Source organism: Streptomyces sp. ADI95-17, assembly GCF_003846175.1.
Classification (GTDB): domain Bacteria; phylum Actinomycetota; class Actinomycetes; order Streptomycetales; family Streptomycetaceae; genus Streptomyces; species Streptomyces sanglieri.
In genome coordinates this window covers 416350-438284 of record NZ_ML123052.1, presented here as the reverse complement: position 1 = coordinate 438284, position 21935 = coordinate 416350, and the positions used below count along the sequence as shown (strand labels likewise).

The 21935-nt window shown below is 70.3% G+C and carries 22 protein-coding genes; 9 read left to right on the top strand and 13 right to left on the bottom strand.

The genetic code is table 11. The annotated features are described in order from the left end of the window. Positions 1 to 531: acyl-CoA thioesterase (locus EES42_RS39295; protein WP_164495491.1), on the bottom strand; the 531-nt coding region annotated here is incomplete at its 3' end. A gap of 119 nt (positions 532 to 650) precedes the next feature. Here EES42_RS39295 and EES42_RS39290 point away from each other — a divergent pair. Beyond that, the gene (locus EES42_RS39290; protein ID WP_124722973.1) at positions 651 to 1949 is read left to right on the top strand and encodes an LCP family protein; all 1299 of its coding nucleotides are present in this window, start codon (positions 651 to 653) and stop codon (positions 1947 to 1949) included. Positions 1950 to 2005: 56 nt separating this feature from the next. Here EES42_RS39290 and EES42_RS39285 read toward each other — a convergent pair whose 3' ends face one another. Then, positions 2006 to 3016 (bottom strand): DUF5954 family protein, encoded by a 1011-nt coding sequence (locus EES42_RS39285; RefSeq protein WP_124722972.1) that lies wholly within the window; start codon positions 3014 to 3016, stop codon positions 2006 to 2008. 94 nt (positions 3017 to 3110) lie between these two features. Here EES42_RS39285 and EES42_RS39280 point away from each other — a divergent pair, with 94 nt between their 5' ends. Then, positions 3111 to 3857 carry an SMI1/KNR4 family protein gene (locus EES42_RS39280; protein ID WP_124722971.1) on the top strand — a complete coding sequence of 249 codons (747 nt, stop codon included), beginning with the start codon at positions 3111 to 3113 and terminating at the stop codon, positions 3855 to 3857. Between the two features lie 8 nt (positions 3858 to 3865). On the opposite strand, the gene EES42_RS39275 is transcribed toward EES42_RS39280, so the two are convergent. Continuing rightward, a complete protein-coding gene (locus EES42_RS39275) occupies positions 3866 to 4075 on the bottom strand; it encodes a DUF397 domain-containing protein (RefSeq protein WP_124722970.1) in 210 nt (69 codons plus the stop codon). After that, positions 4072 to 4950 (bottom strand): helix-turn-helix domain-containing protein, encoded by an 879-nt coding sequence (locus tag EES42_RS39270; protein ID WP_124722969.1) that lies wholly within the window; start codon positions 4948 to 4950, stop codon positions 4072 to 4074. Before EES42_RS39270 ends, EES42_RS39275 begins: the two co-directional genes overlap by 4 nt. Before the next feature lie 164 nt (positions 4951 to 5114). Between EES42_RS39270 and EES42_RS39265 the strand changes: the two genes are divergently transcribed. From EES42_RS39265 to EES42_RS39255, 3 genes are all read left to right on the top strand, one after another. Beyond that, positions 5115 to 5606, top strand: coding sequence for an ATP-binding protein (locus tag EES42_RS39265; protein WP_241196872.1), 492 nt, complete (start codon positions 5115 to 5117; stop codon positions 5604 to 5606). Between the two features lie 216 nt (positions 5607 to 5822). Then, entirely contained in the window at positions 5823 to 6821 is a 999-nt protein-coding gene (locus tag EES42_RS39260) for a helix-turn-helix domain-containing protein (RefSeq protein ID WP_124722968.1), read from the top strand. A 33-nt stretch (positions 6822 to 6854) separates the two neighbouring features. Beyond that, positions 6855 to 7751, top strand: a complete 897-nt coding sequence (locus EES42_RS39255) for an RpnC/YadD family protein (RefSeq protein WP_124722967.1) — start codon at positions 6855 to 6857, stop codon at positions 7749 to 7751. An 81-nt stretch (positions 7752 to 7832) separates the two neighbouring features. Here the strand turns inward: EES42_RS39255 and EES42_RS39250 are convergent, their stop codons facing one another. Then, a complete protein-coding gene (locus tag EES42_RS39250) occupies positions 7833 to 8990 on the bottom strand; it encodes an acyl-CoA dehydrogenase (protein WP_124723042.1) in 1158 nt (385 codons plus the stop codon). Between the two features lie 198 nt (positions 8991 to 9188). On the opposite strand from EES42_RS39250, the gene EES42_RS39245 reads away from it, so the two are divergent. Continuing rightward, on the top strand, positions 9189 to 10532 hold the full coding sequence (locus tag EES42_RS39245) for a UDP-glucose dehydrogenase family protein (protein WP_124722966.1): 1344 nt from the start codon (positions 9189 to 9191) through the stop codon (positions 10530 to 10532). Between the two features lie 9 nt (positions 10533 to 10541). Here EES42_RS39245 and EES42_RS39240 read toward each other — a convergent pair whose 3' ends face one another. Then, entirely contained in the window at positions 10542 to 11051 is a 510-nt protein-coding gene (locus tag EES42_RS39240; RefSeq protein ID WP_124722965.1) for a CGNR zinc finger domain-containing protein, read from the bottom strand. Positions 11052 to 11167: 116 nt separating this feature from the next. On the opposite strand from EES42_RS39240, the gene EES42_RS39235 reads away from it, so the two are divergent. Next, positions 11168 to 11533 carry a VOC family protein gene (locus tag EES42_RS39235; RefSeq protein ID WP_124722964.1) on the top strand — a complete coding sequence of 122 codons (366 nt, stop codon included), beginning with the start codon at positions 11168 to 11170 and terminating at the stop codon, positions 11531 to 11533. Between the two features lie 61 nt (positions 11534 to 11594). On the opposite strand, the gene EES42_RS39230 is transcribed toward EES42_RS39235, so the two are convergent. The 3 genes from EES42_RS39230 to EES42_RS39220 are packed head-to-tail and all read right to left on the bottom strand — an operon-like array spanning position 11595 to position 14500. Further along, positions 11595 to 12806 carry a dipeptidase gene (locus EES42_RS39230; RefSeq protein ID WP_124722963.1) on the bottom strand — a complete coding sequence of 404 codons (1212 nt, stop codon included), beginning with the start codon at positions 12804 to 12806 and terminating at the stop codon, positions 11595 to 11597. Positions 12807 to 12812: 6 nt separating this feature from the next. Then, on the bottom strand, positions 12813 to 13352 hold the full coding sequence (gene purE / locus EES42_RS39225) for a 5-(carboxyamino)imidazole ribonucleotide mutase (RefSeq protein ID WP_124722962.1): 540 nt from the start codon (positions 13350 to 13352) through the stop codon (positions 12813 to 12815). Beyond that, positions 13349 to 14500: a 5-(carboxyamino)imidazole ribonucleotide synthase gene (locus EES42_RS39220; RefSeq protein ID WP_124722961.1), complete on the bottom strand. Its 1152-nt coding sequence runs from the start codon at positions 14498 to 14500 to the stop codon at positions 13349 to 13351. The genes purE and EES42_RS39220 overlap by 4 nt, the downstream gene beginning before the upstream one ends. 251 nt (positions 14501 to 14751) lie before the next feature. On the opposite strand from EES42_RS39220, the gene EES42_RS39215 reads away from it, so the two are divergent. Next, positions 14752 to 15285, top strand: a complete 534-nt coding sequence (locus tag EES42_RS39215; RefSeq protein WP_124722960.1) for a GtrA family protein — start codon at positions 14752 to 14754, stop codon at positions 15283 to 15285. A 36-nt stretch (positions 15286 to 15321) separates the two neighbouring features. On the opposite strand, the gene EES42_RS39210 is transcribed toward EES42_RS39215, so the two are convergent. Both EES42_RS39210 and EES42_RS39205 read right to left on the bottom strand, forming a co-directional pair. Next, complete coding sequence (locus EES42_RS39210) at positions 15322 to 16587, bottom strand: ATP-binding protein (protein ID WP_124722959.1); 1266 nt, start codon at positions 16585 to 16587, stop codon at positions 15322 to 15324. A 51-nt stretch (positions 16588 to 16638) separates the two neighbouring features. Beyond that, complete coding sequence (locus EES42_RS39205; protein ID WP_072488330.1) at positions 16639 to 17316, bottom strand: response regulator transcription factor; 678 nt, start codon at positions 17314 to 17316, stop codon at positions 16639 to 16641. A 489-nt stretch (positions 17317 to 17805) separates the two neighbouring features. On the opposite strand from EES42_RS39205, the gene EES42_RS39200 reads away from it, so the two are divergent. Further along, positions 17806 to 19296 carry a peptide MFS transporter gene (locus EES42_RS39200; RefSeq protein WP_124722958.1) on the top strand — a complete coding sequence of 497 codons (1491 nt, stop codon included), beginning with the start codon at positions 17806 to 17808 and terminating at the stop codon, positions 19294 to 19296. Between the two features lie 128 nt (positions 19297 to 19424). Here EES42_RS39200 and EES42_RS39195 read toward each other — a convergent pair whose 3' ends face one another. Next, positions 19425 to 20756 (bottom strand): hypothetical protein, encoded by a 1332-nt coding sequence (locus EES42_RS39195; protein ID WP_124723041.1) that lies wholly within the window; start codon positions 20754 to 20756, stop codon positions 19425 to 19427. A 38-nt stretch (positions 20757 to 20794) separates the two neighbouring features. Beyond that, positions 20795 to 21865: a hypothetical protein gene (locus EES42_RS39190; RefSeq protein ID WP_241196881.1), complete on the bottom strand. Its 1071-nt coding sequence runs from the start codon at positions 21863 to 21865 to the stop codon at positions 20795 to 20797. Positions 21866 to 21935 lie beyond the last annotated feature (70 nt).

The following is a 21935-nucleotide window of genomic DNA, read 5'->3' as shown; positions in this document are numbered from 1 at the left end:
GGCCGCCCGCCTCTCGCGCAGTTCCTTGATCGCGCGCCGGCGGGCGAGGCGGTGGGTGCGCCGGATCTGCGCCTCCTGGTAGCGCCGCTTGTCGCGCTCCGTCTCCGGGATCACCTGCGGTACGGGGCGCGGCTTGCCGTCCGCGTCGACCGCGGCGAACACCAGATAGGCGCTGCCGACCTGCTGGGCGGGGGTGGATTCGTTCCAGCGCTCGGCCATGACCCGGACGCCGACCTCCATCGAGGAGCGGCCGGTCCAGTTCACCTGGGCGCGGACGTGAACGAGATCACCCACGCGGACCGGCTCCAGGAAGACCATCTCGTCCATCGAGGCCGTCACGGCGGGACCGCCGGAGTGCCGGCCGGCCACGGCGCCCGCCGCGTCGTCGACCAGTTTCATGATCACTCCACCGTGCACGGTGCCCAGCAGATTGGTGTCGCTGCCGGTCATGATGTGGCTGAGGGTGGTCCGGGAGGCGGCGGTCGGCTTGCCCGGAATATCGCCCTCCGGGCGCGGGGCCTGATCTGTCATACCGTCCACCTTATGCGGGGGCTTCCGCCCGGCAGCAATGCATCAGCTTCGCAACAGCCCTGGTGCGATTTCCCGTACCCCCTGTAATAGCGGTGCACCTGGCCTGCACACTGGACCGCATGAACGATTGGCCCGAGGGATGGTCAGACGACAACCGCGGCGGCAACCGCTACGGGCGGGGCAGTGCCGGTGAGCAGCCGGAGGGCGCCCGCTCGATGCCGCACGTCCAGCGGCGCCCCGCCCCGCAGCAGCGGCACCCCGCGCCGCCGAGGCAGCGGCCGATCCCCCAGCAGCCGGGCGGCTACGACAACGGTGGCTCGCAGTACGACAGCGGGTACAACACGGGCCAGGTCTACGGCGGCGGCAACGCCGGCGGGCGGGGCAACGGCCACGGCGGCGGCCCGGGGGACGGCGGCCACACGCAGGGGCGCCCGGCGCCCGACTGGCGCCGCCGGATCAAGATAGGCGCGCTGTCCCTGGTGGTCGTGGTCCTCGGGGTCTCCATAGGCACGTACTTCTGGGCCGACTCCAAGCTCAAGCGCGAGGTGGACCTCTCCAAGGTCATCGAGCGGCCGGAGGGCGGCGACGGCACCAACTACCTGATCGTCGGTTCCGACAGCCGTGAGGGCATGACGGCCGAGGACAAGAAGAAGCTCCACACGGGCGGCCCGAAAGACCAAGGCCGCACCGACTCGATGATGATCCTGCACGACGGATCCAACGGACCGACACTGATCTCCCTGCCCCGTGACTCCGATGTCGAGATCCCCTCGTTCAAGGGCTCCGACTCCGGCAAGCTCTACCCGGGCCGCGGCCGTTTCACCAAGCTGAACGCCGCGTACGCCATGGACGGCCCCGAACTCCTCGTCCGCACTGTCGAGTTCAACACCGGGCTGCGGATCGACCACTACTGCGAGATCGGCTTCGGCGGCTTCGCCAAGATCGTGGACGCGATCGGCGGCGTGGAGCTGGACATCCCCAAGGCCTTCAAGGACAAGAAGTCCGGCGCCGACTTCCAGGCGGGCAAGCAGACGCTGAACGGCGAGCAGTCGCTGGCCTTCGTCCGCACCAGGTACGCCTTCGCCGAGGCGGACCTGGCCCGTACGAAGAACCAGCAGAAGTTCCTCGCGGCGCTGGCGAGCCAGACGGCGACGCCGTCCACGATCCTCAACCCGTTCAAGCTGTACCCGACGATGGGGGCCGGGCTGGACACCCTGGTCGTGGACAAGGACATGTCGCTCTGGTCCCTGAGCCAGATGTTCTTCGCCATGAAGGACGTCACGGGCGGCGACGGCAAGTCCATGAACATGCCGATGTCGGGCTTCAGGAACGGCAACGTGGTCTGGGACAAGGCCAAGGTGAAGCAGCTGGTGGAGCAGCTCAAGAACGACGAGAAGGTCACCGTCACCGAGAAGTGACGGCGACCGGAGACAGGGCCCGGACGGTTCGCCGTCCGGGCCCTGCTGCTGTTCGCTCATTCGTTGCGGGCGATGTTGCCCCACTCGTCCATCGTGGGATGGATCTTCGTGGGGCGCTGTTCGTCGATGTCGGAGCGCCGGGGGCCTTCCGGGCCGGCGGGACCGACGCGCATCATCCGTTCGATCCGGGCGATCTCGAAGCGACGCCCCCGTACGTTCAGCTCGTTGGGGCGCAGCCGGCGCGCGAACGCATCCGCCGCCCGCGCGTACACGGCAGCCTCCCGCTCGTCGAGCTCCTCGGTCAGCGGCAGGAACGTCTTCAGGCAGTACACCAGTGAACGCCGCGCGTCCTGCGGGGTGGGCTGCTGGCTCGACGCCATCGACCAGGACTTCTCCTCGCGCTCCATCACCCGGAAGACGACCGGCAGCAGCACCAGGCCCGGATGGGTCCGCAACGCCCGTTGCGAATCCGCCAGTACATCGGGCGGAAAGCGCTCCGAGGTGTACGAGACCGGCACCAGGCCCATCCGCTCCAGGCCCTCCGTCAGCCCCACCGCCGCCGCGTGGTCGACGACGAAGCCCTTGGTGGTGGAGGGCGTGTGCGCCGTCATGTCCCAGCCCTCCGTGTCGACGTCCGTGGGCCTGGGCGGCTCCAGGCGCCCCTCGCCGGTCCGGGCGAACTCGTCGGCGCGCACGATGCGGTAGCGCGTATCGCCGACGGTCAGTTCGTTCACCGGCTCGGTCTCCAGCCGGGCCACCGCGTCCAGCAGGGCGCGCCGCTCCTTGGGGTCGTCCGTCTTGTCCTTGGCCTTGAACCAGAGATGGGAGTTCAGCGCGTCGCGGGCGTCCTGCGGATAGCCGGTGTCCATGTCGGTCAGCAGCCGCCATCGCGGCCGCTCGCCGCGGCGCTGCTCGGCGACGCCGAAGAGCGGCCCCCGGACCACGATGTTCCCGTACGTCCGGGAAGCGGCGAACGCGTCCGCCTCGGTGACCAGGGACACCGGGTCCTCCCGGTGCTTCACATTGATGACGAGGTGATCCGGCGGCGCCTGTGGGTGATCGCTCATGCACCCAGTGTGCCGAGACCGTGGCCGGAGAGTCGGGGGAATACGGGAAGCGGGACGCGGAACCTTGTCAGTGGCGGCGCCTACAGTCGCACGCATGACCCAGGAACCATCGCTCCCGAACCTCGCGCTCGACCTCGACGCCCTCGCCGCGGCCGTCGGCGAACAGCCCGACAGGCAGGCGGCATGGCGTTTCGTCCGCGCCTTCGCCCGCGACTGGAGCCGACGCCCCCTCGCCGAGGCCGACGGCTACGCCCCCGCCGATCTCGACGCGGCACAGGCCCGGCTCGGCCTGCCCCTGCCCGCGGCACTGCGCGATGCCTACCAACTGCTCGGCTGCCGCTCAGACTTGACGGACAATCAGGATTCCCTGCTCGCCCCGAAGGACCTCTACCTCGATGCGGACCGAGGCGTGCTGGTCTTCCGCGTCGAGAACCAGTCCTGCGCCTACTGGGGCATACGCGTCACGGACCTCGACCAGGACGACCCGCCGGTCGTCGTACGCGCCGACCTCGTCCGGCCCACCGCCGACGACTGGGCCGCGTGGCTGGGCCGGGTCAGCGTCGCGTTCGTCGAGATCGTCCTGTCCGAGGCCCTGTGCGCCGACGAGGACCTGATGGGATGGGTGACCCCCGACGACACCGACCTGCCCGAGGACATCGCCGCCACGTTCCGGCGCCTGCCGCTCCCGGAGTACCCGATCAGCCAGCAGCCGGGCTCACGCTGGTACGCGCACGACGAGATCATCCTCCGCGACGATCGCGGGACCGCGATGTTCCGCGCCCGCACGGAGGCGGCCTTCGACCGCTTCGACGGGGAGGACGAGGACGACGAGGTGGACTGACGGCCGGGTCAGCGCTCGGCGGCGTAGGAGACGAAGCCGGCCCAGGCGTTGGGGCCGAAGGCGAGGCGTGGGCCTTGGGCGTTCTTGGAGTCCCGGACGTGAACCGTGCCGGGGGAAGCGGCGACTTCGACGCAGTCGCCTTCGTTGCCGTTGCTGCTGTAGCTGCTCTTGAACCAGGCCGACTCGGAAACGTCCTGCACGGAAGTCCTGCGGATCATGTCTCTCCCAGCATTCGCTCGATGAGGGCCAGGGTCTCTCGGGGAGTGAGAGCCTCGGCCCGGATGGTGCCGTACCGCAGTTCGAGGATACGGAGCTGCTTCGGGTCGGTCACCCGACGCCCGCTGAACGCCCCGTGCGAACACCCAACCGCCGAACCGTCCTTGAACTTCAACACACTGATGTCCCCATCCATGCCGGGATGCGCCTCACGACGCGTAGGCATCACCTGGAGGGTGACATTGCGCAACTGCCCGATCTCCAACAGACGTTCAAGTTGTCGCCGCCACTCCATTGTGCCTCCGATGGGCCGCCAGAGCGACGACTCCTCCTGGACGAAACTCAGAGCAGGGGCGGGCGATCGCTCGAAGATCGACTGCCGTGCCATGCGCCCGGCCACCATCCGCTCCACCTCGTCCTGCGAGTACGGGGGCTGTCGGGCCTCGAACAGCGCCCGCGCGTGCCCGGGAGTCTGCAACAGCCCGTGCAGGCCGTGTCCCACGTAGGCCGCGATCTCGACCGCTTTCGCCTCCACCCCCGCCAGATCCCGGATCTTCTTCGGATACCGGACCTCCGCCACGTCCTGCTTCATCGCGGCGATCTTCCCGCCCGCGCCGAGCACCTCGTCCGCCTTGTCCAGGAGTTCCGGCCGAGGGATGCGACGGCCGCCCTCCACCTTGTAGACCATGTCCTCGCCGTACCCGATCGCGATCCCGAACTCCCCGGCCCGCAGCCCCGCCGCCTCCCGCCACGCCTTGATCTGGCGGCCCACCGCCGCGACCACGGCCGCCCCCGACTCGTCATCGGGATCAACATCCCAGCCCGGCTCGTCCGCCCCGGCGTCGCCGTGTTCCGTACCGGTCTCATCCACGCTCATCCGTGCCCCACTTCCGATGCGTCTGCCGTTCTCGGCCCAACCCCTGACGTCCCCGGCGCGTCACTCCGGACAGCCGGGACAGCACTGGACAAGCCCTGGACAATCGCCGTACGCAAGCGGCTCGTCGCTGTTCACGGTACGCAGCCACGGCCACGCTGAGCGGCGTGAACCAACACATCACCCGAACCGAACATTCCGCTCCTGCCCGGCAGTTCACGGTGCTGCTCTCCCCCACCCGCCGGGGCGCCAGGCTCGCCCGTCTCCTGGCCACGGCGCATCTGGGCGATTGGGGGATCGTCTGCGAACCGGCCGCGCACATCGTCGCCGAGCTGGCCGCCAACGCCGCCGTCCACGGTCGCGTACCCGGCCGGGACTTCCGGCTCGGCCTCACCGCCCACAGCGGCAAGCTCCTGCGGATCGAGGTGACCGACACCCGGGACGAGCAACTGCCCGTCGCTTCCACCCTCGACCTGCACGCGGAGGGCGGGCGCGGCCTCCTCATCGTCGAGGCCCTCGCCGACCGCTGGGGCGTCACCCACGGGCCCGTGCCGCGCAAGACGGTCTGGGCCGAGATCGACCTCGTACCGCGACCGCTCCACCGGGTCGCGGATATCCACGACCCGGTCGACCACGTCCCCGCGTTCCACGACGCATAAGGCTTTAAAGAACTTGGGGAAATCACCCTCCCCACCCAAACCCGACCCCGGTCCCGTCGCCGTCACTCACGCGGGTGACATGGGACAACTGAGCTGGATTTCATACGGGTTGGCTGGCATATGCTCGCCGCGACAACTCCAGACATGCGACGGCCCCCGACGAGATTCACAGTCTCAACCGGGGGCCTGACCACCGAGGAAGTAAGAGGCTTCCCGATGGATACCCCGCAGATTACCGCGCCCTCGCGCGGTCCGTCCCCCGTACCCGGAGACGCCACGCCGTCATCCGGTGTCATCCACATCAACTTCCGGCATGCCGCGGGCTTCACCGTCATCGGCAACCACCTCGCCCAGCACCGCGGGCTCTCCCTCGCCGCGATCGGGCTGGCCGCCCACATCCAGTCGCTGCCCGCCGGAGCCAGGATCGGCATCAAGCGCCTCGCCGAACGCTTCCCCGAGAGCGAGACCCGCATCGCCGCCGCCCTGCGCGAACTCGAAGCCCACGGCTACCTCCACCGCAGCCGCGTACGCCTCGCCGACGGCCGAATCGTCACCCGCACCGTCTCGTACAACCAGCCGGGCACGGCCGCCCACCCCGCCGCAACTCCCCGCCCCCGTACGGCCCCCAGCAAGCCGACCCCACACCCCGCACCACCGCCACCACCACACGCAACCGCTCTCCAACCGCACCCGGCTCCGGCCCCCGCACCACCCCCGACACCCACGCCGCAGCCGCCCGCGCCGCAGCCTCAGCCCACCCCAGTCCTCGTCCCGGCCCCCACCGCACGCACCACGCCACCACCACCGCTCCCCCAGCCACAGGAACTCACACCGGAACTCCAGCGCGCGGCCACCACCCTCCTCGCCGACCTGCGCCGCCACGCACCTCAACTCGTCCTCTCCGAACACGACATCCGCGCCCTCGCCCCCGGCATCGCCACCTGGCTCGAACGCGACGCCCACCCCGACACCATCCGCCACACCCTCACCACCGACCTCCCGAGCCCCCTGAAGCACCCGGCCAAACTCCTGCGCCACCGCATCACAACACTCCTGCCACCACCGCTACCAGGAGCCCAGGACGTCGTCGCACACGCGCGCCCCGGCGTCATCGTCATCCCGCTCCAGAACTGCGACGGCTGCGACCGCGCCTTCCGCTCCCGCCACCCCGGCCACTGCCACGACTGCCGGACAGACCTCCACGCAGCCGCCTGACCGGAACATCACCCACAACCCGAACGGACCTGCATGGTCAGCTCGCCCCACGAGGCAATGCACCGCATCTTCCAGGAGTACCCCGGCCTCTTCTCCCGCGTCTCCGAGGTGCTCGGGGTCGACATCCCACCGCCCACCTCGGCCACTACCCTGCCCACCGACCTCACCGAAGCCCGTCCCGTGGAACGCCGGGTGGACACCCTCCTGCGCATCGAGACAGAGCACGACGGGCCCTTCGTCCTCGCCATCGAGGCCCAGGGCAAGAAGGACCCGCGCAAGACCGCCAGCTGGCCGTACTACGTCAGCTATCTCCACAACAGATATGGCCTGCCGGTCCTGCTACTGGTCGTCTGCCAGGACCGCGCCACCGCCGAATGGGCCGCACGCCCCATCCGCATCGGCCTCCGTCAATGGCAGACGCTCGCCCTGAACCCCCTCGTCGCAGGCCCGCACAACATGCCTGTCATCACCGATGTGGCCGAAGCCCGCAAGGACCTCGCGCTCGCCACCCTGGCCGACATCACACACGCCGACAATCCGGACGTCGGTGCCATACTGAAAACCCTGTCCGTCGCACTGCGGGACACGCCTGAAGCCATCGCCGACCCCGTCATCGAACTCACCGCACAGGGCCTGGGCAACCGCCCGGCCGCACAACACTGGAGGAACCTGGTGGCCGTGGACACGTCTTTCTACAAGTCCTTCATGTCGGAAGAAATCCGGGACGAAGGCCGAGCCCAGGGCCGAGCCCAGGGCCGGGCCCAGGGCCGGGCCGAGGACATCCTGCTCGTGCTGGAGCAGCGCGGCATCGCCGTTCCCGACAGGGTTCGCGAGCGGATCACCGATTGCGGCGACCCCGAGACTCTGCGCCAGTGGCTCATGCGAGCCGTCACCGCCGCCTCCGCCGAGGAAATCTTCGCCGGGGAGTGATCCAACCCTGGCCTCCCGGCCGCAGACACACGTCCGGCCCCCGACGCGTACATCGGGGGCTGGACGCCGGAGCAGCAACCGCTACGGCAGGTTCCGCGCCATCACGATGCGCTGGACCTGGTTCGTGCCCTCATAGATCTGCGTGATCTTCGCGTCGCGCATCATCCGCTCCACCGGGTAGTCCCGCGTGTAGCCGTAGCCGCCGAGCAGCTGGACCGCGTCCGTGGTGATCTCCATCGCCACGTCGGAGGCGAAGCACTTGGCCGCGGCGCCGAAGAAGGTGAGGTCGCCGTCGAGGCGTTCGGACTTGGCGGCGGCGGAGTAGGTGAGCTGGCGGGCCGCCTCCAGCTTCATGGCCATGTCGGCGAGCATGAACTGGATGCCCTGGAAGTCGGCGATCGGCTTGCCGAACTGCTTGCGCTCCTGGACGTAGCCCTTGGCGTAGTCGAGTGCGCCCTGCGCGATGCCGAGGGCCTGGGCCGCGATGGTGATGCGGGTGTGGTCCAGGGTCTTCATCGCGGTGGCGAAGCCGGTGCCCTCCTCGCCGATCATGCGGTCGGCGGGGATGCGGACGTTGTCGAAGTAGACCTCGCGGGTCGGCGAGCCCTTGATGCCGAGCTTCTTCTCCGGGGCACCGAAGGAGACGCCCTCGTCCGACTTCTCGACGACGAAAGCCGAGATGCCCTTGGAGCGCTTGGTCGGGTCGGTGACGGCCATGACCGTGTAGTACTCGGAGACGCCCGCGTTGGTGATCCAGCGCTTCACGCCGTTGAGCACCCAGAAGTCGCCGTCGCGGACGGCCTTGGTCTTCATGCCGGCCGCGTCGGAACCCGCGTCGGGCTCGGAGAGGCAGTACGAGAACATGCCGTCGCCCTTGGCCAGCGGGCCCAGGTACTTCTTCTTCAGGTCCTCGGAGCCGGAGAGGATCACCGGGAGGGAGCCCAGCTTGTTCACGGCCGGGATGAGGGAGGACGAGGCGCAGACCCGGGCCACCTCCTCGATCACGATGACCGTGGCCAGCGCGTCGGCGCCCGCGCCGCCGTACTCCTCGGGTACGTGCACCGCGTGCAGGTCCGCCGCGGTCAGGGCGTCCAGCGCCTCCTGCGGGAAGCGCGCCTCCTCGTCGACCGCCGCCGCGTGCGGGGCGATCTTCGCCTCGGCGAGCGCACGCACCGTCTCCCGGAGCATCTCGTGCTCCTCGGCCGGACGGTACAGGTCGAAATCGGTCGAACCCGCCAAGACGCTCACTCCCCAAGACGCTAACTACCGTTAAGTAACCCAATTTTAGAGCGCGGCTCCCACGATGGCCTATGCAAAGCCCGCGTGAGCTTCACGACAGGGGTGGGCAAAGCTGTGCGGACGGCTGGAATCCGGGCCTTCGGGAGCACGGCTATGCTCGTTCACCGCACGTCTGTCCGCATCTCCCAGGAGCGTTCCATGGCCCTCAGGATCACTGTGATCGGCACCGGCTACCTCGGCGCCACCCACGCCGCGGCCATGGCGGAACTGGGCTTCGAAGTGCTCGGCCTCGATGTCGTGCCCGAGAAGATCGAGATGCTCAGCACCGGCAAGGTCCCGATGTACGAACCGGGGCTGGAGGAGCTGCTGAGCAAGCACGTCGAGGGCATCGCGGGGTCCACCGGACGGCTGCGGTTCACCACCTCCCCCGAGGAGGTGGCGGCCTTCGGCGATGTGCACTTCGTCTGTGTGAACACTCCGCAGAAGCACGGCGAGTACGCCTGCGACATGAGCTACGTGGACACCGCGTTCGAGTCGCTGGCCCCGCATCTGACCCGGCCCACCCTGGTCGTCGGGAAGTCGACCGTCCCGGTGGGCTCGGCGGCCCGGCTCGCGGCACGGCTGGCGGAGCTGGCGCCGGTGGGCGCCGACGCGGAGCTGGCCTGGAACCCGGAGTTCCTGCGCGAGGGCTTCGCCGTGAACGACACCCTGCGCCCGGACCGGATCGTCGTCGGCGTGACGAGCGAGCGGGCCGAGAAGCTGCTGCGCGAGGTGTACGCGGTGCCGGTCGCCGAGGGGTCGCCGTTCGTGGTGACGGACTTCCCGACCGCCGAGCTGGTGAAGACCGCGGCCAATTCGTTCCTGGCCACGAAGATCTCGTTCATCAACGCGATGGCGGAGGTCTGCGAGGCCGCCGACGGCGATGTGAAGAAGCTGGCCGAGGCGATCGGGCACGACGAGCGGATCGGCTCGAAGTACCTGCGGGCCGGGATCGGCTTCGGCGGCGGCTGTCTGCCGAAGGACATCCGGGCCTTCATGGCGCGCGCCGGTGAGCTGGGCGCGGACCAGGCGCTGACCTTCCTGCGCGAGGTCGACTCGATCAACATGCGGCGCCGGGGCCACATGGTGGAGCTGGCCCGGGAGGCCGTGGGCGGCGACTCGTTCCTCGGCAAGCGGGTGGCGGTGCTGGGTGCGACGTTCAAGCCGGACTCGGACGACGTACGGGACTCCCCGGCGCTGAACGTGGCCGGGCAGATCCACCTCCAGGGCGGCCAGGTCACGGTCTTCGACCCGAAGGGCATGGACAACGCCCGGCGGCTCTTCCCGACCCTCGGCTACGCGGACACGGCGCTGGACGCGGTGCGCGGCGCCGATGTGGTGCTGCACCTGACGGAGTGGCGGGAGTTCCGCGAGCTGGACCCGGCGGCGCTCGGCGAGGTCGCGTCCCGCCAGATCATCCTGGACGGCCGCAACGCGCTGGACAGCGAGCTGTGGCGCGAGGCCGGCTGGACGTACCGGGCGATGGGACGCCCGACCGCCTGATCCCGTGCGTCACGCGCGCTTCGCGCGGTAGGTGCGCATCTTGGCTCGGGCGCCGCACACCGACATGGAGCACCAGCGCCGCCGCCCCGCCGGGCTGCGGTCGTAGTACGCCCAGCGGCAGTCCTCCGCCTCGCACGCCTTGAGCCGGGCCCAGGTGCCGTCGGCCGCCGCGCCGGCGATGGCCGCGGCGACCCGGGCGGTCAGCCCGGCCGGTTCGGTGGCGGGGCGCAGTGCGGCGGCGCCCGCCGCGTCCACGGTGACGCGCAACGGCGCCCCGGCGAGCAGCCGGTCGAGCAGGGGTGCGGCGTCGCCCGGCGGGCGGTGGCCGGCGTGGGCGAGGCAGGCGGTACGGAGCGCCTCGCGCAGCTCCCGGGCTTCGGGGACGTCCCGCTCGGTGAGGCCGAAGGCGGCGCGTCCGTCCGCCGTGTCGAGAGTGTCCGCACCCGTCTCGATGTCCAGGGTGTTGACCAGGGCCTCGATCAGTACGAGTTCCCCGGGCGCGGAATCCTTCTCACTCATGGTGCGACCTCATGGTTGCGACGTTACCTCCTTTGCGGCAGCATGCAGTAACGGTTACCTGTTGAGGACGTCTACGGGTAACCGGCTGCACCCATTCGTCCGGAGGAGGAATTGTCATGGCTGTCGCCACACTCGGTGCCGTCGTCCTGGACTGCCCAGACACCGCCGCGCTCGCAAACTTCTACGCCGGGCTGCTCGGCGGTGAGATCACTCCCGGTGAGGAGGACGGCTGGCTGGAGCTGACCGGGACCGGGGGCACGCTGCTCGCGTTCCAGGCCGCGCCCGGTTTCGTACCGCCGCGGTGGCCGAACGCGGACGCCTCGCAGCAGATCCATCTGGATCTGACCGTGCCGGACCTGGACGCGGCGGAGAAGGAAGTGCTCGCGCTGGGCGCCACCGTGCTGGAGGCGGAGGACCGGGAGCGGAGCTTCCGGGTGTACGCGGACCCGGCGGGGCACCCGTTCTGTCTCTGCGCCGGGTAGCGGGCGCAGACGTGTGTGGGGGGCGCGACCCCGCGGGTCGCGCCCCCCACACGTCGACGGCTCAGACCGCCACGCCGTCCAGCTGCTCGATCGTGGCGTGCGACGGGGCGCGTCGGGTGCGCAGCTCGCGTGCCACGTCCTCGGCGTCGCGCAGCACCCGTACGGCGTTGCGCCAGGTGAGCTTGGCGAGGTCGGCGTCGGACCAGCCGCGGCCGAGCAGCTCCGCGATCAGGTTCGGGTAGCCGGCGACGTCCTGGAGGCCGTCGGGGAGGAAGGCCGTTCCGTCGTAGTCGCCGCCGATGCCGATGTGGTCGATGCCGGCGACCTCGCGCATGTGGTCGAGGTGGTCGGCGATGGTCGCCACGGTGGCCATCGGGCGCGGGTTGGCCGCCTCGAAGTCGGCGTGGATCCGCATGGCCTGCGGGGTGGTGTCGAGGTGGTGCAGCCCGTGCTCGCGCATGTTCCGGTCCGCGGCCAGCGTCCACGCGACGGCCTCCGGCAGGACGAACTTCGGCACGAAGGTGGCCATGGCGATGCCGCCGTTGACCCGGAGCCTGCCGAGGACGTCGTCGGGGATGTTGCGCGGGTGGTCGCAGATCGCCCGCGCCGAGGAGTGCGAGAAGATCACCGGCGCCGTGGAGGTGTCGAGCGCGTCGCGCATCGTGCCGGCCGCCACGTGGGAGAGGTCGACCAGCATGCCGGTGCGGTTCATCTCCCGTACGACCTCGTGGCCGAACGGCGAGAGGCCGCCGATGCGGGGAGCGTCGGTCGCCGAGTCCGCCCACGCGATGTTGTCGTTGTGGGTGAGCGTCATGTAGCGGACGCCCAGGGTGTGCAGGGCGCGCAGGGTGCCCAGCGAGTTGTTGATGGAGTGGCCGCCCTCGGCGCCCATCAGGGAGGCGATCCGGCCCTCGGCGCGGGCCGCCTCCATGTCGTCGGCGGTGAACGCGCGCCGCAGGTCGGCGGGGTGGCGGACGATCAGCTCGTCGACCGCGTCGATCTGTTCCAGCGTGGCGCTGACGGCCTCGTCGCCCGCCATGTCGGTCCGTACGTAGACGGACCAGAACTGGGCGCCGACGCCGCCCGCGCGCAGCCGCGGGATGTCGGTGTGCAGATGGGCGGACTGGTCCTTGGCGATGTCGCGGGCGTCGAGGTCGTAGCCGACCTGCTCGCGCAGCGCCCACGGCAGGTCGTTGTGCCCGTCGACGACGGGGTACTCGGCGAGGAGCCGCCGCGCCCGCTCCAGCCGGACCGCCTGCTGTGCCTGCTCCACGGCCGCCTACTTTCCGAAGCCGAAGGAGTCGGCGCCCTGGACCTTGCTGCGGAGCCGCTTGCCCTTCTCCGTCGCCTGGTCGTTCAGCTCCTGCTGGAACTCCCGCATCCGGGCCAGCAGCTCGCCGTCGTGCGCGGCGAGGATCCGGGCGGCGAGCAGACCGGCGTTGCGCGCGCCGCCGACCGACACGGTCGCGACCGGCACACCGGCGGGCATCTGCACGATGGAGAGCAGGCTGTCCATGCCGTCCAGGTACTTCAGCGGGACCGGTACGCCGATGACCGGCAGCGGGGTCACCGAGGCGAGCATGCCGGGGAGGTGGGCGGCACCGCCCGCGCCGGCGATGATCGCCTTCAGACCGCGGCCCGCCGCCTGCTCGCCGTACGCGATCATCTCGTGCGGCATGCGGTGGGCGGAGACGACGTCGACCTCGTAGGGGATCTCGAACTCGTCGAGGGCCTTGGCCGCTGCTTCCATGACGGGCCAGTCGGAGTCCGAGCCCATGACGATGCCGACGACGGGCGCGGCGGTGGCGGGGGAGGTCATTCGGTGATCGTTCCTCGCAGGTAGTCGGCCGCGTGCCGGGCGCGCTCCCGCACGTCCGCCAGATCGTCGCCGTAGGTGTTGACGTGTCCGACCTTGCGGCCGGGCTTCACGTCCTTGCCGTACATGTGGATCTTGAGCTGCGGGTCGCGGGCCATGCAGTGCAGGTACGCCTGGTACATGTCCGGGAAGTCGCCGCCGAGGACGTTGGACATGACCGTCCAGGTGGCGCGCGGGCGCGGGTCGCCGAGCGGCAGGTCGAGCACGGCCCGGACGTGGTTGGCGAACTGGGAGGTGATCGCGCCGTCCTGGGTCCAGTGGCCGGAGTTGTGCGGGCGCATCGCCAGCTCGTTGACCAGGATGCCGGGCTTCCCGTCGGGTCCGCGCGTCTCGAAGAGCTCGACGGCGAGGTGGCCCACGACGCCCAGCTCGGCGGCGATCCGCAGCGCGAGCTGCTGGGCCTCGCCGGCCAGTCCCTCGTCCAGCTCCGGCGCCGGGGCGATCACCGTGTCGCAGACCCCGTCGACCTGGATCGACTCGACGACCGGGTAGGCGACGGCCTGGCCGTGCGGCGAGCGGACGATGTTGGCCGCCAGCTCCCGTACGAAGTCGACCTTCTCCTCGGCGAGGACCGCCACACCGGCCCGGAACGGGTCGGCCGCGTCCGCCTCGGAGCGGACCACCCAGACGCCCTTGCCGTCGTAGCCGCCGCGGACCGTCTTGAGGATCACGGGGAAGCCCCCGACCTCGTCCGCGAAGGCCGCGGCGTCGGCCGGGTCCGACACGATGCGGTGCCGGGGGCAGGGCGCGCCGATCTCGGTGAGCTTCGCGCGCATCACCCCCTTGTCCTGGGCGTGCACCAGCGCGTCCGGGCCTGGGCGCACGGGGATGCCGTCCGCCTCCAGGGCCCGCAGGTGCTCGGTGGGCACGTGCTCGTGATCGAAGGTGATCACGTCACAGCCGCGCGCGAAGGCGCGCAGCGTGTCCAGGTCGCGATAGTCGCCCACGACGACTTCGCTCACCACCTGGGCCGCCGAGTCCTGGGGGGTGTCACTGAGGAGCTTGAACTTGATGCCGAGGGGGATGCCCGCCTCGTGGGTCATACGGGCGAGCTGACCGCCACCGACCATGCCGACTACCGGGAACGTCACTCCTCCAGGGTATCCGCCGCCCCGGGAAGCTTCCGACGACGCCCTCCCGGCCGCCCCCGGGCCGGGCCGTCGTGTCACAGCATCGCCACATCACTCACGGCATCCACGGGCGGCCCGCGGACGGGCTGGTTAGCATGACTGGATCCATACAACCGGCGTACACGTGACCGCCATCCGCACGACCGGCATCGACGCCGCGCCATCCGCACGACCGGCATCCACACGAGCGACAGACGGGCTGAGCGATCACCATGAGCGAACGGGGCTCCCTGCGGACCCGGCTGGAGCTGTTGGCCCGGGAAGTCGCCAAGTTCGGCGTGGTCGGCGGGGTCGGCCTGGTGGTCAACATCGTGGTGTCCAACCTGCTCTGGCGCTACACCCCCATCCCGACGGTTCGGGCCGGTCTGCTGGCCACCTTCGTCGCCATCCTGGGCAACTACATCGGCTTCCGGTACTGGACCTACCGGGACCGCGACAAGAGCGGACGGACCCGCGAGCTGACGCTGTTCCTGCTGTTCAGCGCGGTGGGCGCGGTCATCGAGACGGGTGTGCTGTACACCGCGACGTACGGCTTCGGGTGGGACACCCCGGTCCAGAGCAATGTCTTCAAGATCCTCGGGATCGGCATCGCGACGCTGTTCCGCTTCTGGTCCTACCGGACGTGGGTGTTCAAGGCGCTGCCCGTCGAGGCGGCGAAGGCCGCGCCGGGCGCCGAGGGGTTCGTGAAGCAGGGGCGGACGGAGCAGGCGCCGCGGGTCGAGGCGGATTCGGCGGCGCGTCGCTGAGGGGCGGTCCCACGGCGAATCGCGACCGCCCACCGCTCACCTCACCGGGCGTTCCGGCTCCTGCCGCTTCAGGGCCACCCGGCTGAGGAACAGGGCGAAGACCGCGGGCTGCTGCTGGAGCAGCTCCAGGCGGCCGCCGTCCGCCTCCGCGAGGTCCCTGGCCACCGCGAGGCCGATGCCCGTGGAATTGCGTCCGCTGATCGTCCGCTCGAAGATCCGGGCGCCGAGGTCGGGGGGAACCCCCGGGCCCTCGTCCGTGACCTCGATCACCGCCTGGTTGCCGGTGACCCGGGTGCGCAGCGCGACCGTGCCGCCGCCGTGCATCAGCGAGTTCTCGATCAGCGCGGCCAGCACCTGGGCGACGGCGCCGGGTGTGCCGACGGCCCGCAGCCCCTGCTTGCCGGAGCGGACGATGGCCCGGCCCGCGCTCCGGTAGGCGGGACGCCACTCCTCGATCTGCTGCTTGACGACCTCGTCGAGGTCGAAGACGACGGCGGAGCCGGTACGCGGATCGCGGGCGTTGGTCAGCAGCCGCTCCACCACGTCGGTGAGCCGCTCGACCTGGGTGAGGGCGATGTTCGCCTCCTCCTTCACCGTGTCCGGGTCGTCGGTGACCGAGATCTCCTCGATCCGCATGGAGAGCGCGGTGAGCGGCGTACGGAGCTGGTGCGAGGCGTCGGCGGCCAGCCGGCGTTCCGCGGTCAGCATCCGGGCGATCCGTTCGGCGGAGGCGTCCAGGACATCGGCGACCCGGTCCAGCTCCGGCACCCCGTACCGCTTGTGGCGCGGCCTCGGGTCGCCGGAGCCCAGGCGTTCGGCGGTCTCGGCCAGGTCGGTCAGCGGTGAGGTCAGCTTGTTGGCCTGGCGTACGGCCAGGAGCACGGCGGAGACGATGGCCAGCAGCGCCACCGCGCCGATGATCATCAGGGTGCGGCCGACCTCCCGGGTGACCGCCGAGCTGGACTCCTCGACGGTGACCTTCTCGCCGCGCTCCCCCTCGGCCGTGCTGCTGATCACACTGCCGGTGGGGCGCTTGCCCAGTTCGAGCGGCGCCCGGCCGGGGATCTTGATCAGTGCGTAGCGCTTGCTGGCGATCTGCTGGGACAGCAGTACGGGGGTGATCCGCTCGTCCTCCAGCAGCCGGCTCTCGACGACGCTGATCAGCCGCAGCGCCTCGGAGTCGACGCTCTCCTGGGCGCTGTTGCTGATGGTGCGGGTCTCGACGATGACGAGGGAGACGCCGAAGACGGCGATCACCACGAGCACCACGGCGAGCGTGGAGTTGATCAGTCTGCGGCGCATGAGTATTTCTGCTCGTCGGCTCTTCCCGGAACGGTGGCCCCCCTCGGAACGTCAGCTCTTCTCGAAGCGGAAGCCGACGCCCCGTACGGTCGCGATGTAGCGGGGGTTGGCGGCGTCGTCGCCGAGCTTCTTGCGGAGCCAGGAGATGTGCATGTCGAGGGTCTTCGTCGACGACCACCAGGTGGTGTCCCAGACCTCGCGCATCAGCTGGTCCCGGGTGACGACCCGGCCGGCGTCCCGGACCAGGACCCGCAGCAGGTCGAACTCCTTGGCGGTGAGCTGGAGTTCCTCCTCACCCATCCAGGCGCGGTGCGACTCGACGTCGATCCGGACGCCGTGCGTCGCGGGCTGCGGCGCGGGCTCCGTGGCGCCGCGGCGCAGCAGGGCCCGGACCCGGGCGAGGAGTTCGGCGAGGCGGAAGGGCTTGGTGACGTAGTCGTCGGCACCGGCGTCGAGGCCGACGACGGTGTCCACCTCGTCGGCGCGGGCGGTCAGCACCAGGATCGGCACGGTGTGACCCTCGGCACGGAGCCTGCGGGCCACTTCGAGGCCGTCCATCCCGGGCAGCCCCAGGTCGAGCACGACCAGGTCGATCCCGCCCTGGAGGCCGGCGTCGAGTGCGGTCGGACCGTCTTCGCGGACCTCGACCTCGTAACCCTCCCGACGCAGGGCGCGGGCCAGCGGCTCCGAGATGGATGCATCGTCCTCGGCGAGCAGTACACGGGTCATGGAGTGATGGTAGTCCGCGCGGGGCGGCTGTCGGGAGGTGATCCGCACGCCCTGCGGGTCTGCGAAATAAGCGGATCTTCGCCTTTGAATGTATGGGCGTGGTTCCATCGAAACCTGTGATCCATCTCTCAAGTCCTTTCATATCCGGTTCTGTCGTGGCGTATGGTTGCTCGACGCCTGTTGCACTACTCAAGGACCCTTGGGCAGCTTTTAGCGCCGAGGGTCTCTTTTGTGGGCCGACTGGTACCCGCCAGTCGCGAATTCAGTGAATGACCTGTGGCCGGGCCCGGAACGCGAGGATGCGCACCGGGCGTGGATCCCGACACGGTCGGTCCCCGTCTCCTCCAGCCGGCTCCTTCGTGAGCCGGCGGTCGGGGCGAATCCCTCTCGGGCGTGAGGGGTGGGACGTGCCCGTGCCGGTGCCGGCCTCCCCCCACCGGGCGCACCACGCTCACAAGGCGTCGCGTCCCGAGCACACAAGGATCGACCATGGCGTCCAGCCTGACGAAGGACCCGGCCAGTACTTCTGGATCCGCGAAGACCTTCTTCGGCCACCCCCGCGGCCTGGCCACTCTCTTCATGACGGAGATGTGGGAGCGCTTCAGCTTCTACGGCATGCGGGCCCTGCTTCCGCTCTACCTGGTCTCCAGTTCCGGCCTGCACATGAACGCGGCCACGGCCACCGCGATCTACTCCATCTACATGGCGATGGTGTACCTGCTGGCCATGCCCGGTGGCTGGTTCGGCGACCGGGTCTGGGGGCCGCGCAAGACGGTCACCATCTCGGCCGCGATCATCATGCTGGGCCACCTGACGCTGGCGCTGCCGGGCTCGGGCACCTTCTTCGCCGGTCTGGCGCTGGTCGCGCTCGGATCCGGGCTGCTGAAGGCCAACATCTCGACGATGGTCGGCCACCTCTACAACGGTCCGGAGGACGCCCGCCGCGACGGTGGCTTCACCGTCTTCTACATGGGCATCAACCTCGGTGCCTTCGCCGCGCCGCTGATCATCGGCACCATCGGCGAGAAGGTGAACTGGCACCTCGGTTTCGCCATCGCCGCGGCCGGCATGGCGCTGGGTCTGGCCCAGTTCCTGATCGGTACGCGCCACCTCAACGCGCGCAGCAGCATCGTCCCGAAGCCGCTGTCGGCCGAGGAGCGCCGCACGACCCTGCGCAAGGGTCTGCTGTGGCTGATAGCGGCCGTCGTCTTCTACGGCGTCCTCGTCGCCACCGACGTCTACACGCTGAACTGGGCGCTCGTCCCGATCACCGTCGCCGGTCTGCTCATCCCGGTCGCGGTGCTGGTGCGGATCAAGCGCGACCGGGACCTCTCGAAGACCGAGCAGTCGAAGATGTCCGGCTACATCTGGTTCTTCGTCGCCGCGGCCGTGTTCTGGATGATCTACGACCAGGGCGGCTCCACGCTGTCGCTCTTCGGTGAGTCCTCCACCACCAACAGCCTGTTCGGTGTGGACTTCCCGACCTCCTGGTACCAGTCGGTCAACCCGGTCATCATCATGGCGCTGGCCCCGGTCGTCGCCTGGATATGGCTGGCGCTGAACCGGCGCGGAAAGGAGCCGAGCACGGTCGTCAAGTTCGGCTCGGGTCTCTTCCTGGTCGGTGTCTCCTTCCTCGTCTTCATGCTGCCGCTGACCATGACGACGGACGGCGACAAGGTCAGCCCGATGTGGCTGGTGTCGATCTACTTCCTGCAGACCGTCGGTGAGCTCTGCCTCTCCCCGGTCGGCCTGTCCGTCACCACGAAGATGGCGCCCGCGAAGTACGGCAGCCAGATGATGGGTGTCTGGTTCCTCGCGGTCACCGCGGGCGACTGCACCACCAGCCTGCTGTCGCTGGCCGGTGTCGACCTGAACAAGACCGGCATGGTGGGTCTGGAGGCGGCGCTCGCGATCGTGGCGGCGTTCGCGATCTGGATGTACCGCAAGAAGGTCTCCCAGCTCATGGGTGACGTGCGCTGATGCGCTGATGCGCTGATCGCACGTCGTACCCGAAAGGGCACGTCGTACCTGAAAGGGCCGCCGCACCGTCGATCGGTGCGGCGGCCCTTCCGCTGTCGCGACGGCCTTCCGCCGCTACGGGAGCCGGCTCACCTGGTGCCGCGCAGCCTGCGCCACGGGGTGAAGGTGAACACGGCGCCGCCCAGCAGGATCGCCGTGCCCGCGACCAGGCCGAGGGCACGCAGGGTGCCGTTGTCCTCGGCCCCGGTGGCGGCCAGCCCGCCCGAGGCGGTACCACCGGCCGCAGCGGCGCCGCCGGCGCCCGTGGAGCCCGAGGTGGCGGAGCCGGAGGCGCCGCCCTGCTGGGCGGTGGTGTCGAGCTCCAGCGACGGGGTCGCCGAGCCCTTGACCTTGCACGGGATGTTGATCTTCGAGGCGCCCAGCGTGACATCGATCGTCAGGGTGCCGGGGCTGAGCGTGGACTTGCCGGACGCGCCGGGCTTGTACGTGCCGGTCATGTCGGCCAGGTCGACCGGCTTGCCCTGCTCCAGCGGTTCGGCGTTGGCCGGTCCTGTGACCTTCACCGAGCCCTTGTCCGCGCCGCCGATGGTGACGTCCATGGACGGCTTGAGCGCACCGGCCGGCAGCGCGGCCGGGCTGTCCATCACGCCCTTGGCCGTCTTGACCGTGAGGGCGTAGCTCCCGCCGCTCTTCTTGGCGTTGATCGTCACCTTGGAGGCGATGTCGGGCGGTCCCGGGGACGTACAGGTGAAGTTGACCGAGACCTCCTTGCCGGGGAAGTCGGTCTGTCCGCCGCTGCCGCCGGAGCCCGAGGTGGAGCCGCCGGAGTCACCGCCGCCGGACGTCGTGCCGCCCGCGGTCGTGCCCGATGTCGTGCCGCCCGCGGACGTACCGGAGGTGGTGCCGCCCGCGGTGGTGGTGCCGCTCGTCGTACCGCCCGCGGTGGTGGATCCGCCGCCGTCCGTGACCTTGATGGTCGCGCCCGGCTGCACGGTCTCCTTCGGGGTGCACTTGGTGTCCGTGGAGATCGGCTTGGAGACGTTGATCTTGTACGCGTCCGGCGTCAGCGTGATCTCACCGGCCTTCTCCAGCTTCAGCGTGCCCTTCATGTCGGGCAGCACCATGGCGCTGTTCTTGGGGATCGGCGGGTTCTGCCGCGGCCCTTCCATCTGCACGGTGCCGGTGGCGGCGCCGCCCAGTTTGAGCGTGCCGGTCGGCTTGACGGTGTCCTTGTCCAGGTCGAGGATGTCGGGGTTCTTGGAGGCGGCCTCGACCGTCTTCCACACCACCTCGACGGTGTCCCCGACCTTGGCCTCGGCGGGCGCGGTCAACTGCACCTTGGTCGTGCCCTGCACGGCCGGCAGCCCCGAGATGGGCGGCGGAATGCACTCCGTCGCGTACGAGACGTCGGCGGCCTGTGCCGGACTCGCGGCCAGCAGCATGCCCGCGCCGCCGAGCATCATCGCGACTCCCGCCGCGACCGTCCTGCGATGCGTACTCACGAATGTCCCTTCGTCGTCGGTCTGTTCTCTGACGGTGCGGAATCGGGTGTGAACCACGGCAGCGCGGCCGTGGTGGAGGCCGGGCCGTCGGTGGGCGCGGCCGTGGAGCCCTGGGCGGGCCCCCGTGTACGGCGCGGCTTCGGGGTCTTCGGGGCCTTCGCGGTCGTACCGGCCCGTCGCGGCGAGCGGCGGCGCCGGGCGCGGCCCGGGGCGTGCGAGGAGCGGGGACGTACCTTGTCGACGACCGCCATGCCGATCCGGAACACGGCGGCCGGTACGACGAGGCACAGCAGGATCCAGAAGAGCGTGACCCCCCAGGGACGGCCGACCCCCCAGGGCTGTTCGGCCAGCACCTTGCCGCCGTACCTGAGCGAGATCTGGTAGTCGCCGTGGGCGCCCGCCGTCAGTTCGACCGGGAGCTTGATCTGCGCCTTGCGGCCGGAGGCGATGGTGCCGCGCCACTGCTGCTCCTCCCACTGCGGGGCGAAGACGCCGTGCGCGGTGCCGACCTCGAAGACCGGGTCCTTGACGGGGGTTGAGCCGAGGTTGCCCACGGTGAGGACCAGTTGCCGGGCGGGCGGGGCGCCGAACCAGGTGAGGATCCCGCTCTCGCCCTCCAGCCGGGTGGTGGCGAGCACCGCGAGCCGGCCGTCCCCGGTCTCCTTCGGCAGCGCGGCGAGCGGGTGGCCCGCGACGACGAACACGGCGTCGGCCGCGGCCTGTTCCCCGGTGACGGTGGCGACGTGCACCACGCAGGGGCAGGGCACTGGCGGTTCGGCGACCGGCATCTTCTTGCGGAAGGCGCCCTTGCCGTCGGTGGTGACGGCCCGGCCCTCGGCGTTGGCGCAGGAGTTGGTGCCGCCGATCACGCCCCGGTCCGGCGTGGACCGGCCGCAGATCAGCATCATCAGCAGCGCGTTCGGCCGCCACCCGCCGCCCTTCACGGTGATCTCGCCGCCCTTGCCCGCCTGCTGCTTGGAGAGGGTGACCACGGGCTTCGCGTCCGCCGCCCGGGTGTCCGCCGCGCCGGCCCCGGGCGCGGAGAGCATCAGCAGAGCGGGCAGCAGGGCCACGAGCAGCGCCGCGAACGGCGCGGCGAATCGCCTCGTGGCCCCCCGGTGAACGCCGCTGCGGGGT

Excerpts from the sequence above, each read along its gene's own strand:
- EES42_RS39290 (WP_124722973.1), top strand. The coding sequence starts at position 651 with ATGAACGATTGGCCCGAGGGATGGTCAGACGACAACCGCGGCGGCAAC.
- EES42_RS39195 (WP_124723041.1), bottom strand. The coding sequence starts at position 20,756 with ATGCTCGGCGGCGCGGGCATGCTGCTGGCCGCGAGTCCGGCACAGGCC.
- EES42_RS39245 (WP_124722966.1), top strand. The coding sequence starts at position 9,189 with ATGGCCCTCAGGATCACTGTGATCGGCACCGGCTACCTCGGCGCCACC.
- EES42_RS39210 (WP_124722959.1), bottom strand. The coding sequence starts at position 16,587 with ATGCGCCGCAGACTGATCAACTCCACGCTCGCCGTGGTGCTCGTGGTG.
- EES42_RS39200 (WP_124722958.1), top strand. The coding sequence starts at position 17,806 with ATGGCGTCCAGCCTGACGAAGGACCCGGCCAGTACTTCTGGATCCGCG.
- EES42_RS39255 (WP_124722967.1), top strand. The coding sequence starts at position 6,855 with ATGGTCAGCTCGCCCCACGAGGCAATGCACCGCATCTTCCAGGAGTAC.
- EES42_RS39205 (WP_072488330.1), bottom strand. The coding sequence starts at position 17,316 with ATGACCCGTGTACTGCTCGCCGAGGACGATGCATCCATCTCGGAGCCG.
- EES42_RS39240 (WP_124722965.1), bottom strand. The coding sequence starts at position 11,051 with ATGAGTGAGAAGGATTCCGCGCCCGGGGAACTCGTACTGATCGAGGCC.
- EES42_RS39280 (WP_124722971.1), top strand. The coding sequence starts at position 3,111 with ATGACCCAGGAACCATCGCTCCCGAACCTCGCGCTCGACCTCGACGCC.
- EES42_RS39285 (WP_124722972.1), bottom strand. The coding sequence starts at position 3,016 with ATGAGCGATCACCCACAGGCGCCGCCGGATCACCTCGTCATCAATGTG.
- EES42_RS39275 (WP_124722970.1), bottom strand. The coding sequence starts at position 4,075 with ATGATCCGCAGGACTTCCGTGCAGGACGTTTCCGAGTCGGCCTGGTTC.
- EES42_RS39215 (WP_124722960.1), top strand. The coding sequence starts at position 14,752 with ATGAGCGAACGGGGCTCCCTGCGGACCCGGCTGGAGCTGTTGGCCCGG.
- purE (WP_124722962.1), bottom strand. The coding sequence starts at position 13,352 with ATGACCTCCCCCGCCACCGCCGCGCCCGTCGTCGGCATCGTCATGGGC.
- EES42_RS39270 (WP_124722969.1), bottom strand. The coding sequence starts at position 4,950 with ATGAGCGTGGATGAGACCGGTACGGAACACGGCGACGCCGGGGCGGAC.
- EES42_RS39260 (WP_124722968.1), top strand. The coding sequence starts at position 5,823 with ATGGATACCCCGCAGATTACCGCGCCCTCGCGCGGTCCGTCCCCCGTA.
- EES42_RS39235 (WP_124722964.1), top strand. The coding sequence starts at position 11,168 with ATGGCTGTCGCCACACTCGGTGCCGTCGTCCTGGACTGCCCAGACACC.